Origin of the sequence: Uliginosibacterium sp. TH139 (assembly GCF_002855595.1) — a bacterium.
GTDB classification, from domain to species: domain Bacteria; phylum Pseudomonadota; class Gammaproteobacteria; order Burkholderiales; family Rhodocyclaceae; genus Uliginosibacterium; species Uliginosibacterium aquaticum.
On sequence record NZ_PKRR01000012.1, the window covers coordinates 41,239 to 53,556 of the forward strand.

Here is a 12,318-nt window from a genome sequence, read left to right on the forward strand (position 1 = left end):
CCCCAGAGACAGGCGGGTGGAGTGATGAACGTATTTGCGCGCAATATCCTTCTGGTCGATGACCATGCCCTTTTGCAGCATGCCTTGAAGGCCATGCTCGAACCGATTCTGGCGGGGGGGGGAAATCATCTGTGCTGCATCAGCTCAGGAAGCCGTTGCCGCGTTGCGGGCGGGCAAGACCTTCCACCTCGTGTTGCTGGATCTGAAACTGCCTGACAGCGACGGCCTGCGACTGATGACGCTGCTGCGCCGCGAAGTTCCGGGCGTGCCGGTGGCGATCTTCTCTGGTCAGGATGCTCCGATCTATCGCCAGCTTGCGCGTGAGGCCGAAGCCGATGGCTTCCTGTCCAAGTCCATGGACCCGAGTGCGCTCGTCGATGGCGTGCGCACCCTGCTGGCCGGCCGTCGCTTCTATGACGATCAGCTTGAGCGCAACCGGGGCAATGGCAGCAACGGCGAGTCGCGTCCGCGCCCCAAGCTGAGCCCCAAGCAGGAGCGCGTGCTGTGCTGTCTGATGGAAGGGCTCTCCAACAAGGAGATAGCCCAGCGCCTGGATCTTTCCGAGCGCACCGTGAAGATGCACTTGACCTCGGTGTACCACGTGCTGGGCGTGAATACCCGCTCACAGGCCATTCTCGTGGGCCAGACCCTGAATCTGTCGATGCCGCCGGAAGATGCGTGAAGCGGTAACCGGCAGCCCCGCCGCCCGTTTGCTGCTATACATGCGCCTGCTGATGGTGGCGGGCTGTGTTGCCTGTCTCGGTGTATTGCTTGGCCATGATGGCCTGACGATCCTGGGTGTGTTGTGGAGCGTTTTTGCTGCGGGCATCTTTGCTGCCCTGTGGTATTTGCTCGAGCGTTTGCAACGTTTGCCCGCCAGGATTGAGGTGCTCGCTACGCCGCAGCAGCAGGAGGGAGAATTCCTCTCTGCGATGGGCCACGATCTGCGCCAGCCAGCCCAGGCCATCGCGCTCTTTGCGGCGACCTTGTCGGCCCACCCCTTACCCGACTCCTCGCGCAAGCTGGTCAGCGGCATCGAGTCAGCGGTGGAGCAACTCTCCGAGCAGCTCGAAGCGGTGTTTGCGATTGCCAAGCTGGAGGCCGGCCGAGTCGAATGCAGCACAAGACCGCTGTCACTTGACGGCTTGTTCTCGCAAGCAATCAACAGCCATCTGGATGAAGCGCACGAGCGCCAGTTGCACTTGCGCCACGTGCCTACCGCGCGCCGGGTGCTGGGGGATGAAGCGATGCTGCTTAAGGCCATTGATCGCATGGTGGCGCATGCCGTGGCGATTACTGGTGAAGGTGGTGGGGTCGTGCTGGGTGCTCGCCAGCGCGGCTCCATGGTGCTGATTGAGGTATGGGACAGCAGCGAGGGGATTGCGGTTGAGCTGTTGCCACAGGTTTTCATCCCGGGGTCCAGCTACGGTCAGAACCTCAAGGATCGTGGTCTGGGGCTGGTGCTTGCGCGCCGCCTTGCTGTCCTGCAGGGCGGTCAGCTGACACTGGCTTCGCGTGCCGGGCGGGGTTGTCTGTTGCGCCTGGCGCTTCCGGCTGCCTGAGTCGTCTCCCGCGGAAAAAGCAAAGGGCCGCATTGCGCGGCCCTTTTTACGTCTGGCTTATTGTGCCGGCGCTGCTGGCTGGCTTGGTTGGACGCTGAGTTGCCGGGCTTTCTCCGGCGAAATGACTTCGATCACGTTGACGACCTTGCGGACCCCTGAGGTCGAGCGGGCGACCTGTGCCGCAACATTGGCTTCGGTTTCGGTCAGCAGGCCCATGAGATAGACCGTGCCGGACTCGCTGACGACTTTCACATTGTTGGCCGACAGCTCCTTGGCATTGACCAGGCGGGTCTTCACCGAGGAGGTCAGCCAGGCGTCATTGCTGCGCGCAGTGAAGGAGGCTGGGTAGCCGATGCTCACTTCGTTATAAACCTCCAGTACATTCGGCACGCTGCGGGCATGGGCTTCGACTTCGGCGCGACTGGCTTCGTCAATTGCCTGTCCAGTCAGCAATACCCAGCGGTGGTAAGCCGTGGCCGAGACATTGGTCTTGGCTTCAAGCGCAGCCGGGAAGCCACGGTTGAACTTGTGTTCGATTTCCGTATCCATCAGTTGTTCGCTGTAGGCACGGCGGTCCATCGTGGAGGCTACTCCAGTGCCTACGCCGGCAACTACCAGCGGGACGCAAGCTTGCAGCAATCCGCCAGCAACGAGGATGCAGCTCAGGGTTCGCAGTTTCATTTCATTCCTCTCCCATCAGCAGACAGTCGATGCCATCACAGATGCAGTGGATGGCGAGCAGGTGGATTTCCTGGATCCGGGCGGTGCGCTCATGTGGCACGCAGACGTGTACATCGCCTTCGCGCAGCATGCCGGCAAGCATGCCGCCGCCTTTGCCGGTGAGCGCTACCACGCGCAGGTCACGTTCATGGGCCGCTTCGATGGCCGCGAGGATGTTGGGTGAATCACCGCTGGTGGAAATCGCCAGCAGCACATCATGCGGCTGGCCCAGCGCACGAACCTGCTTGGCGTAAACTTGTTCCCAGGAGTAGTCGTTGGCGATGGCACTCATGGTCGAGCTATCGACCGACAAGGCAATGGCTGCCAGCTCTGGGCGCTCGCGTTCGTAGCGACCGATCAACTCGGAGGCGAAGTGCTGGGCATCTGCTGCCGAGCCGCCGTTGCCGCAGGCGAGGATCTTGCCGTTGGAGAGCAGGGTTTGCACCATCAGTTCAGCGGCATCTGCCAGCGGCAGCGAGAGCTGCTCGGCGGCAGCCAGTTTTGTCTGGGCGCTGTCTTCGAAGTGCAGGGCGATGCGGGAAGCGAGATCCATCGTGCTTACACCGCCAGACCAGTCAGCTCATCACAACCCAGGGCGATGTTCATGCACTGAATGGCCGCGCCGGAAGCGCCCTTGCCGAGGTTGTCAAAACGGGCGACGAGCAGGATCTGCCCGGCATGGCCAAACACGAAGAGCTCGGCACGGTTGGTATCGTTGCAGCGCGTGGCGGGCAGGAAACCGGCTTCCACCACTTCGCTACCGCCCAGCGGCATCACCTTCACGCAGGCTTCGTCGGCGTAGTAACGCTTCAGTTCAGCATGCACGGCCTCTGGCGTGAGGCCGTTCAGCAGACGCGGCAGCAGCGGCACCGATACCAGCATGCCTTGCGCAAACGGGCCGACCACCGGGCTGAATATAGGAGCGTGGGCGATGCCTGTCAGCGCCTGCATTTCCGGCAGGTGCTTGTGGCCGAGGCCTAGCGCATAGATACGTGGTGAGAGCATGTGATCGGGCAGGGCGCCCTGGCCTTCGTAGTCGGCAATCATTTCCTTGCCGCCGCCGCTGTAGCCGGTGAGCGAAGTGCAAGTGAGCGGGTAGTCCGCTGGCACCAGACCTGCCGCGACCAGTGGCGCTATCGTCAGGATGAAACCGGTGGCGTGGCAGCCCGGTACGGCAATGCGCTGGGAGCTGCGCAGGCGTTCGCGCTGGCCATGCAGTTCGGGCAAGCCATAGACCCAGTCCGGATTCGTGCGATGGGCGGTGCTGGCATCCAGGAAACGGGTGCGGGTGTTGCCTGCTGCCAGCAGGGCGACAGATTCCTTGGAGGCCGCATCAGGCAGACACAGGAAGACTACGTCGGCGGCGTTGATGTACTCGGCCTTAACGGCGGGATCCTTGCGCTTGTCTTCGGGGATCGTGAGGACTTCGACGTCTGCGCGGCCAGCCAGCCGCTCGTCGATCTTGAGTCCGGTGGTGCCGTGACGGCCGTCGATGAAAACCTTGTAAGTCATGGATGCCTCTGGGGATGTCTGCTTCTTCAGAGCGGATTGTAAACGAGAGGTTCAAAAAGAACCCGGCCCTTGGGCGATCAGAGCTGCCGCCGGGTGTGCGTCGCAACAAAACAAAACCCCCGCCGGTTGCCCGGAGGGGGTTTTGTACGCGATCAATGCTGCCGATTCGTGACCGGATCGGCGTCAGCAGAGATTTAGCGAGCTTGCCAGCCGCCGTCGACGTTCACGATGGCGCCGTTCACGTAGTCAGAAGCTTCGGAAGCCAGGAACACTGCGGTGCCGGCCAGGTCTTCCGGCTCGCCCCAGCGACCGACCGGGATGCGATCCAGGATGGCCTTGTTGCGGGCTTCGTCAGCGCGGATCGGAGCGGTGTTGGCGGTAGCGATATAGCCCGGGGCGATACCGTTACAGTTGATGCCCTTGGCGCCCATTTCGTTGGCGATCAGCTTGGTGATACCCGCGATGCCGTGCTTGGATGCGGTGTAACCCGGCACCAGGATGCCGCCTTGATAGGAGAGCATCGAGCAGATGTTGATGATCTTGCCCTTGCCGTTGCGGCCAACCACGTGGCGGCAGAAAGCTTGCGACAGGTACATCGGTGCATACAGGTTGATCTGCATGACGAAGTCGAAGTCTTCTTCGGTGTGCTCGAGGAAGGGCGCGCGGCGGATGGTGCCCGCCACGTTTGCCAGGATGTCGACTTGACCAGCCAGCGCGACGGCCTGATCGATCACGCTTTGCGGCGCGCCCTTGGCGGTCAGGTTGGCTTGCAGGTACCAGTATTTGCCACCGGCCTTGGCGACAGCGGCTTCCATGGCGGCGGTCGATTCGGCGGCCATCGGTGCGAAGTCGGCACAGATGACGTTAGCGCCAGCTTCAGCCAGCTTGGCAGCGATAGCAGCGCCAATGCCTTGGGCACCACCGGTAACGAGGGCGACCTTGCCCTTCAGATCAAACGGATTGCTCATTCTGTAACTCTCCCGATATTGAAAAAGCCCGCTCGTAAGGGGAAGGGGCTGAGGCACCGTGACGCCCTGGCTGCCGCCTACGGTCTGAAACCGAAGGCGGGAGTGTAAGCCAGCCGGTTTACAGGAACCAGACCGGGCGACACAAAAGCCCTCCGAGTTTACCCGAATCCATAAGGTGTGGCACTTGCGATAGCCACAGGCTTTTGCTTGAGCGGGTTGGATTTGCGCAGGATCAAGGCCGGGGCGGGAGCGGTGCAGCCACCTCGATCTCGATCCGCCGGCGCGGATCCACATGAGCGCGCAGACGGCTGATGCGGGCTTCCAGTGCTTGGCCCTGATCCAGTGCCTGGGCAACCGCGCCGTTGTCCGAGCGCGGCAGGTAGCCCAGCGCCTGCCCCTGCCAGTCGACACGCACCGCCAGGGCATCGTAGGGGTTGGCGGCTTCGCGGCTGAGGCTCAGTGCGTCACCTTCACGCAAGTGCGGCCAGAGCTGTTCGGCGCTGTGATGACTGAAGCCGGCGAGGGCGCTACGTTGCAGGACGAGGCGCGGATGCTGGGCGAGGGCGGGGGAGATGCCAAGGAGCAGGGCGGCAAGCAGCGGGCCACGCATATCAGGTGCGCTCCATGCTGAAGGCAGCCTGGATCCATTCCGGAGCATGGGCATCCAGCTCGTTCAGAAGTACTGCATCAAAGCGGCAGGGGCGTTGGCGGTAAACGCTCCCGGCGCCTTGTAGCCAGTATTTTGCGGCCAGCACGATGCGCCGCTGCTTGGTTGGGGTGATGCTGGCGGCGGCGCCGCCGAAGTCGCGGTGGCGGCGCAGACGGACTTCGACGAAGGCAATGTGACCGGCATGCTCGGCGATCAGATCAATCTCGCCGCCCTTGCAACGCACGTTGCGGGCCAGGATCCGTGCGCCGCGTGCAACCAGATAGGCCTCGGCCAGCCGCTCGGCCTGCACACCCGAGCCTTGCAGCGCATGGCGGCGCAGCAGACAATCGAGCACTTTCCGGAATCCCGCGATCAAAGCGTCCATGGCCATCCTGCTCAACGAAGAAAATCCGCTCCACGCCTCGCCGGCATTGTATGTGGTGGCCACCCCGCTCGGTAACCGGCTGGACATCAGTCTGCGCGCGCTGGCCGTGCTGCGGGTGGTGGGGACGATTGCAGCGGAAGACACCCGCCACAGCCTGCGTCTCCTCGATGCGCATGGCATTAGTTCGAAGATGCTCGCGCTGCACGAGCACAACGAGCAGGAGGGCGCGACGCGCATCATCGCTCTGCTCGAAGCCGGCCAGCATGTGGCCCTGATTACCGATGCCGGTACGCCGGCCGTATCCGATCCCGGTGCGCGGCTGGTGGCGCGTGTGCAGGAGGCGGGCTTTCCGGTGGTGCCGGTGCCCGGGGCCTGTGCGGCGATTGCGGCACTCTCGGCTTCGGGTCTGGCGGCGGCGCATTTCCATTTTCACGGCTTCCTGCCGCCCAAGCCGACAGCGCGCCGCACGACGCTTGAAGGCCTGCGCGGCATCGATGCGGCACTGGTGTTCTACGAGGCACCGCACCGCGTGCTGGAGACGGTCGAAGATCTGGCTGCCGTGCTGGAGCCTGAGCGCGAGCTGGTGTTTGCGCGCGAGCTGACCAAGCTCTTCGAGCAGATCGCGCGCATGCCGCTGGGGGCCGCACTGGAATGGTTGCGCGCGGACCCGAATCGCCAGCGCGGCGAGTTCGTGCTGCTGGTGGGGCCGGCACCGCAACGCGAGGGCCTTCCACCCGAAGCCGAGCGGGTGCTGAAGCTGCTGCTGGCCGAGTTGCCGCTCAAAACAGCGGCCAAGCTGGCGGCCGAGATTACCGGTGCGGCCAAGAATGCGCTGTATGAACTGGGCCTGCGCCTGAAGGCTTGAGTCGCTCGCTCAGTCGCTCGCCACCCGCTCCTCGCGCAGGTTCTGCTGGTACTCGCGCGGGGTGCAGCCCAGTTCGCGGCGGAACACTGCATGCATGTACTGCAGCGAGGTGAAACCGCACTGCACGGCAATCCGGCTGCATGAGAGCTGACCATCGCGCAGCAGGTCCTGAGCCCGGCCAAGCTTGGTATGCATGATCTCGTCATGCACCGTGTAGCCTAGCTCCTTGCGGAAATAGGCGTCCAGCGTCGAGCGGGCGATCCCGAGATGATCCACGACCTGTTCGGCCTTGATGCCTTGGGCGGCGTACTGGCGGATGTAATGGCGGGCGCGCATCACATACGGGTTGCTCAGCGGACGATGCTGACTGGAGGCCGCAACATGAATGCCGCTTGGCGCCACCAGCACCGGAGCGGCGTGCTCGCGGCCCCCGCGCAGCAGGCGGTGGAGCAGGTGGGCGGCGGTGCGCCCCATCTGGTCGGTGCCCTGGATCACCGAGCTGAGCGGGATGCGCGAAAGCGTGCGGGTGAGCGGATCGTTGTCGATACCGATGATGGCCACCGCTTCCGGCACAGGGATCTCGGCGCTGAGGCAGGCCTGCAGGATGTGACGCGCGCGCGCGTCATTCACGGCGATGATGCCGATGGGTTTCGGTAATTGCTGCAGCCAGTCGATCAGCTGCTGCTGGGCGCCTTGCCAGCTCTGGGCTTCGGTTGTGCTGCCACGAAAGAGCGAGCCTTCGGCGCCGGTTTCAGCGAGCAGCTCGTTGAAGGCCTGCTCGCGCTCCTGGGCCCAGCGGTTGCGTGGCGTGGGGGGCGTGCTGTACATCGCGAAACGTGGCAGGCCGGCGCCCATCAGGTGTTCAAAGGCGCAGCGCACCAGCTGGTGGTTATCCGTTGCCACATAGGGGATGCCCGCTGGGTAGTGGGCCGGGTCAGCGTAGGAGCTGCCGACGGCCACCACCGGACATTGGATGCCGGTCAGTGCGCTAGCGATGTCCGGGTCGTCGAAGTCGGCGATGATGCCGTCGCCCTGCCAGCCGGCCATGTTTTCAGGGCGGCAGCGAAAGTCTTCTTCCATGAAGAGCTCCCAGGCGGCCCGAGTGGAACCGAGGTAGGCGCCAATGCCGGCAACAATCTCGCGGTCATAGACCTTGTTGGCATTGAAGAGCAGGGCAATGCGATGAGACTGCAGGCCGCTGCTGGCCGGGCCGGAAGAAAAGCCAAGGCTGCTCATTGCCGCCCCCTGCCTTGCGCGGTGCGGCGTTTCTGCCAGGTCGGATATTCCTGCTCGAGCAGCGCGCGTGGCAGTTCGGTAAACCAGTTGTATTTGACGCGTCGCTCGTAGGCAATTTCGGCGAAATCACTGCGCTTGACGCTGTCGCGCGAGCTGAACAGGGGCTTGCCGCTGTCCAGATCGTAGAAGCGTGCCCAGGTGCCGGGAGCGGCGGGGTCCTTGACCAGCACATAGTCGAAGCCCATCTCCAGTGTGCGGTCCTCGCGCTTGATGCGTTTCTGGCCAGGCAGGCGGGCAGCCTTGAGCCAGTTCGCCCCATCCTGCACGGCACGCACCACGGCAGGCGAAGGCTGTTCCAGACTCATCAGGAAGCGCAACACATTCACGCTCTCGCCGCCGCTGATCGAGGGAAGCTCGTAGGAGCGGCCCATGGCTGGCGCCAGTGTGTTCTCGTCGTACTGGGCGCACCAGCCGGCTTTCTTGCCGCCTACCACGAGCTGGGTCTTGAGGATCAGATCGATGCCACGGCGCAGGGCATCCTGTGCGCGAGTGCGGCGGGCGGTGTCTACGAAGCGGAATTCGGCCGTGGGCTGAGCAATATCGCGCATCACTTCGAGCACGTTGGCCATCGCATCATCATTGAAGGTGATGCGCTTCTTGTAGCCGACCGGATCGGGCCAGAACTGTTGCCAGCCGCCATTGGCAAGCTGGGCGGCGAAGATGTAGTCGAGGCCACGATTGAAACCGGCGCGGTACTTCTCGTCGCCGAAGGCGCTGAAGGCGCGGGCCAGCACCTTGATCTGCTTCATCGTGGAATCGTTGTCGATCGTGGATTTGCCGCGCCAGCCTGTCAGTGCCGCCGTATTCACCGGCACCAGCATATTCACCGTACGCTCAAGCTTGGGCCAGCCGCCGTCGGCATTTTGATAGCCGAGTACGACATCGGCGAGCTGGCGACCTTCGGCGCTGTTGTAAAAGGCCGCACTCTGCTCGGTCATGCTGGCCTCGGTGATCTTGCCGCCGCTGGCTTGCTGACTGATCTTGCTGGAGGCAGGCAGGATGAAGGTGGCCGAGAAGCGCTGGCGCGCTTCATCCCATTTCGGGAAGGCGCCAAACAGGCTGAAAGTGGTTTCGAGCGGCAGCCACAGACTGCCATTGCGCCACTCCGGCGCGATGCCTAGATCGACCGGGCTGCCATTGCGTTCGGCGCGGCTCTCTCCTGCATGCGCGCTCAGGCTGATGCCGGCCAGACTGTAGCGGCCGCTGTGGCTGGCGGCGTCGAGCTGAGCCTCGCCACCGAGTAGTCCGATGATGTCCTGGATCGGTGCGAACATTTTCTTGCCCGGCTTCAGTTCGGGCTGGGTGTACTGCCCTTCTTCGAGCTCCTGGTAGCCGCCATCCATGGAGAAATTCGGCTCGCCCATGATCAGGGCAATGCTGACCAATTGGCTCTGCGCTGCCCCGGGCACGCTTGTACTGGCGGCTGCAGGCGGGCGTTCTTGCTGGACTGCACAGGCAGCGCAGAGCAGGGCAAGGGCGCTGAGAGCGAGCGGGCGGCGGAGGCGGGCGGGCATGGTGAGTCTCCTGATCGATTTTCTTGCGGCGGGCGCTGAGGCACGCTCATGCGGCGGCAGTATAATCAAATCAGTCAGTTTTTGATGTACGTACATCAACTTTGGTCCCAACCTAAACCCGCGAACCCGAAAAACATGAGCCCCGTGAGCAAGCTTCGAACCAAGATCCATGACGTGGCCCAGGCTGCCGGCGTGAGCGTGGCCACGGTGGACCGGGTGCTCAACAAGCGCCCGGGCGTGCGTCAGCAGACCGTGGCAAAGGTGGAGGCGGTGCTGCGTCAGCTTAACTACAAGCCGGATGTGCACGCCGCGCGTCTGTCGCGGGGGCGCGACTTGCGCTTGGTGTTTCTGTTGCCGCGTGGCCACAACACTTTCATGAGCTTGCTTGCTGACGAGGTGCGTGCCACGGCCGAGCGCCTGGCCTTTGAGCGCTGCCTGATCGAACTGCGGCATGTGGAGGCCTTTGATGGTCCGGCTGTTGCCGGCACCCTCAATGCACTCGATGCTGCGGACTGGGATGGCGTGGCCGTCGTGGCGCCGGATGCGCCGGGCGTGCGCGAGGCCATCGATGCCTGCGTGGCGCGCGGCCTGCGGCTGGTGACCCTGGTGTCGGATCTGCCTTCCTCTGCCCGGCAACACTTTGTGGGGGTCGACAACATTGCTGCCGGCCGTGTTGCGGGCCGCTTGCTGGGGCGCTTCAATGCCGGGCGCAGTGGGCGAATTGCCCTGATCGCTGGTTCCATGACCCTGCGTGACCATATGGAGCGTCACCTGGGGTGCGAGCAGGTGCTGCGCGCCGAGTTTCCGGGCTTGTTGAGCTTGCCGGTAGTGGAGGGGCGTGATGAGGCGGAGACAACGGCAGGGGTCGCACGGCGGCTGCTGGCCGCGCATCCGGACATCGTGGGTCTCTACAATATTGGCGCCGGCAATCGCGGCCTGATCGAGGCCTTGCGCGAACTGCGTCGCCCCGGCGAAGTGGTCAGCGTGGCCCATGAACTTACCCCGCATGTGCGCCAGGCGCTGCTTGATGGAGTCTATGACGCAATCATTTGTCAGGATCCGGCGCATGAAGTGCGTAGTGCGGTGCGGGTACTGCAGGCCTTGTGCGAAGGCGGTGAAATCGTGCGTACCCAGGAGCGGATCCGCATCGAAGTGTTCCTCAAGGACAATCTTCCCTGACTGCCGGTCTGCCACCTCAAACATGGATTCAGCTTTGTTCTGAAACCTGCCTTGTGGCTTTATGAATTTCACCAGTGTGATCGCAGGCATCTTTTGATCAACGATAATCAGAAAATGCTTTCGAACCCGCATGCTGCGGCGAAAATCTGATCCACAAGAGGTGTCGTTTGAGCTGCTATCTGGGCATCGATCTGGGAACGTCCGAAGTCAAAGTGCTCCTGCTGGATGATCAGCATCAGCGCCTCGCGACAGCGGCCCATCCGCTGGGATTGTCGCGACCTGTCCCGCTCTGGGCTGAGCAGAATCCGGCTGACTGGTGGCAGGCCTGCTGTGCCGCGCTCGACGAGCTGGCTGCCAGCTATCCGCAATTCATGGCCCGGGTGCGCGGCATCGGCCTCTCGGGTCAGATGCATGGCGCGGTGCTGCTGGGCGAGGGTGATGCGGTGTTGCGCCCGGCGATCCTGTGGAATGACGGCCGCTCGCAGGCCGAGTGCCAGGAGATGATGGATGAGTGCCCGGCGCTGGCGCAGATTGCCGGCAATCTGGCGATGCCCGGTTTTACCGCGCCCAAGCTGCGCTGGCTGGCGAAGCATGAGCCGGCGGTGTTTGCCGCGATACATAGCGTGCTGCTGCCGAAAGACTGGCTGCGCCTGAAGCTCTCCGGCGAGAAAGTCTCCGAGATGTCGGACGCCGCCGGCACGCTGTGGCTGGATGTGGCGCAGCGCGATTGGTCGGACGAGTTGCTGGCCCTGTGTGGTCTCACTCGGGCGCAGATGCCGTGCCTGGTGGAAGGCAGTGAAGTGTCGGCACGCCTGTTGCCGGCGCTGGCGGCGCGCTGGGGCTTGCCCTCCGAGGTGTTGATTGCTGGTGGTGGGGGCGACAATGCCGCCAGCGCGGTCGGCATCGGTGCGGTGCAGCCTGGCGCTGGCTTCCTCTCGCTGGGCACTTCGGGCGTGCTGTTTGTGGTGAACGACGCCTTCCGGCCCAACCCGCAATCTGCCGTGCATGCCTTCTGCCACGCCTTGCCGGGGCGCTGGCACCAGATGAGCGTGATGCTCTCGGCGGCGAGTTGCCTGAAGTGGGTGACCCAACTCACCGGGCGTGTCGACGAGGCCGCGCTGCTGGCCGAAGTGGCACAGCTCGATGTGGCCGCGCGTGAGGCGGCACCGATCTTCCTGCCCTATCTCTCGGGCGAGCGCACGCCGCACAACGATCCGCATGCGCAGGGCGTGTTCTTTGGCCTGGGCTTCACACACGCCGGCGCTGATCTTGGCTGGAGCGTACTTGAAGGCGTGGCTTTCGCTTTCCGCGATGGCCTCGCGGCCTTGCAGAGCGCTGGCACCCGCGTGGCGCAGCTGTCACTGGTGGGTGGTGGCGCGAGAAGTGCCCTGTGGGCGCAACTGCTGGCCGATGTGCTGCAGACCGAGATCGTGACTCACGCGGGGGGCGAGGCCGGCGGCGCGCTGGGCGCAGCACGCCTGGCTTGGCTCGCCGATGGGGGCGAGGAGACCCGCGTGTGCGTGGCGCCGCCTGTGGCTGAACGCGTCATTCCCGCGCCGCCGAACGCATCTCTCGAATCCCGCTACCAGCGCTTCCGCGCGCTGTATGCCGCGCTGAAGAGCGAATTTCAGTGCTGACTCTTTTCTGAATTCAAACCTGAAGGACTCT

General features: G+C 63.8%; 13 protein-coding genes. 5 read left to right on the forward strand and 8 right to left on the reverse strand.

Annotation, left to right across the window (positions count from 1 at the left end; all coding sequences use genetic code 11):
• The first annotated feature begins 127 nt into the window (after nt 1-127).
• Nucleotides 128-682: a LuxR C-terminal-related transcriptional regulator gene (locus C0V76_RS18670; protein ID WP_256376439.1), complete on the forward strand. Its 555-nt coding sequence runs from the start codon at nt 128-130 to the stop codon at nt 680-682.
• Entirely contained in the window at nt 675-1,562 is an 888-nt protein-coding gene (locus tag C0V76_RS18675; protein WP_101944424.1) for a HAMP domain-containing sensor histidine kinase, read from the forward strand. Before C0V76_RS18670 ends, C0V76_RS18675 begins: the two co-directional genes overlap by 8 nt.
• A 57-nt stretch (nt 1,563-1,619) precedes the next feature.
• Here the strand turns inward: C0V76_RS18675 and C0V76_RS18680 are convergent, their stop codons facing one another.
• The 6 genes from C0V76_RS18680 to C0V76_RS18705 form a co-directional block, all read right to left on the reverse strand.
• Nucleotides 1,620-2,243 carry a BON domain-containing protein gene (locus C0V76_RS18680; protein WP_101944425.1) on the reverse strand — a complete coding sequence of 208 codons (624 nt, stop codon included), beginning with the start codon at nt 2,241-2,243 and terminating at the stop codon, nt 1,620-1,622.
• Nucleotide 2,244: 1 nt separating this feature from the next.
• The gene (locus C0V76_RS18685; protein WP_101944426.1) at nt 2,245-2,835 is read right to left on the reverse strand and encodes a phosphoheptose isomerase; all 591 of its coding nucleotides are present in this window, start codon (nt 2,833-2,835) and stop codon (nt 2,245-2,247) included.
• Nucleotides 2,836-2,840: 5 nt separating this feature from the next.
• On the reverse strand, nt 2,841-3,794 hold the full coding sequence (gene argC / locus C0V76_RS18690; RefSeq protein WP_101944427.1) for an N-acetyl-gamma-glutamyl-phosphate reductase: 954 nt from the start codon (nt 3,792-3,794) through the stop codon (nt 2,841-2,843).
• 194 nt (nt 3,795-3,988) lie between these two features.
• A complete protein-coding gene (locus C0V76_RS18695) occupies nt 3,989-4,762 on the reverse strand; it encodes an SDR family oxidoreductase (protein ID WP_101944428.1) in 774 nt (257 codons plus the stop codon).
• A gap of 232 nt (nt 4,763-4,994) precedes the next feature.
• Nucleotides 4,995-5,372, reverse strand: a complete 378-nt coding sequence (locus C0V76_RS18700) for an HIRAN domain-containing protein (RefSeq protein WP_101944429.1) — start codon at nt 5,370-5,372, stop codon at nt 4,995-4,997.
• 1 nt (nt 5,373) lies between these two features.
• Complete coding sequence (locus C0V76_RS18705; protein ID WP_101944430.1) at nt 5,374-5,796, reverse strand: YraN family protein; 423 nt, start codon at nt 5,794-5,796, stop codon at nt 5,374-5,376.
• Between C0V76_RS18705 and rsmI the strand changes: the two genes are divergently transcribed.
• Nucleotides 5,795-6,661: a 16S rRNA (cytidine(1402)-2'-O)-methyltransferase gene (rsmI, locus tag C0V76_RS18710; RefSeq protein WP_101944431.1), complete on the forward strand. Its 867-nt coding sequence runs from the start codon at nt 5,795-5,797 to the stop codon at nt 6,659-6,661. The genes C0V76_RS18705 and rsmI overlap by 2 nt on opposite strands.
• Nucleotides 6,662-6,670: 9 nt before the next feature.
• Here rsmI and C0V76_RS18715 read toward each other — a convergent pair whose 3' ends face one another.
• Nucleotides 6,671-7,897, reverse strand: coding sequence for a DNA-binding transcriptional regulator (locus C0V76_RS18715; protein WP_101944432.1), 1,227 nt, complete (start codon nt 7,895-7,897; stop codon nt 6,671-6,673).
• The gene (gene pelA, locus C0V76_RS18720; protein ID WP_158239292.1) at nt 7,894-9,471 is read right to left on the reverse strand and encodes a pectate lyase; all 1,578 of its coding nucleotides are present in this window, start codon (nt 9,469-9,471) and stop codon (nt 7,894-7,896) included. Before pelA ends, C0V76_RS18715 begins: the two co-directional genes overlap by 4 nt.
• A gap of 144 nt (nt 9,472-9,615) precedes the next feature.
• Between pelA and C0V76_RS18725 the strand changes: the two genes are divergently transcribed.
• Nucleotides 9,616-10,650 (forward strand): LacI family DNA-binding transcriptional regulator, encoded by a 1,035-nt coding sequence (locus C0V76_RS18725; RefSeq protein ID WP_216821798.1) that lies wholly within the window; start codon nt 9,616-9,618, stop codon nt 10,648-10,650.
• 167 nt (nt 10,651-10,817) lie between these two features.
• Nucleotides 10,818-12,287: a xylulokinase gene (gene xylB, locus C0V76_RS18730; RefSeq protein WP_101944435.1), complete on the forward strand. Its 1,470-nt coding sequence runs from the start codon at nt 10,818-10,820 to the stop codon at nt 12,285-12,287.
• Nucleotides 12,288-12,318 lie beyond the last annotated feature (31 nt).

Coding starts and splice junctions, on each gene's coding strand:
- argC (WP_101944427.1), bottom strand. CDS start 3,794: ATGACTTACAAGGTTTTCATCGACGGCCGTCACGGCACCACCGGACTC.
- C0V76_RS18685 (WP_101944426.1), bottom strand. CDS start 2,835: ATGGATCTCGCTTCCCGCATCGCCCTGCACTTCGAAGACAGCGCCCAG.
- C0V76_RS18675 (WP_101944424.1), top strand. CDS start 675: ATGCGTGAAGCGGTAACCGGCAGCCCCGCCGCCCGTTTGCTGCTATAC.
- C0V76_RS18695 (WP_101944428.1), bottom strand. CDS start 4,762: ATGAGCAATCCGTTTGATCTGAAGGGCAAGGTCGCCCTCGTTACCGGT.
- C0V76_RS18680 (WP_101944425.1), bottom strand. CDS start 2,243: ATGAAACTGCGAACCCTGAGCTGCATCCTCGTTGCTGGCGGATTGCTG.
- rsmI (WP_101944431.1), top strand. CDS start 5,795: ATGGCCATCCTGCTCAACGAAGAAAATCCGCTCCACGCCTCGCCGGCA.
- C0V76_RS18700 (WP_101944429.1), bottom strand. CDS start 5,372: ATGCGTGGCCCGCTGCTTGCCGCCCTGCTCCTTGGCATCTCCCCCGCC.
- C0V76_RS18705 (WP_101944430.1), bottom strand. CDS start 5,796: ATGGACGCTTTGATCGCGGGATTCCGGAAAGTGCTCGATTGTCTGCTG.
- pelA (WP_158239292.1), bottom strand. CDS start 9,471: ATGCCCGCCCGCCTCCGCCGCCCGCTCGCTCTCAGCGCCCTTGCCCTG.
- C0V76_RS18715 (WP_101944432.1), bottom strand. CDS start 7,897: ATGAGCAGCCTTGGCTTTTCTTCCGGCCCGGCCAGCAGCGGCCTGCAG.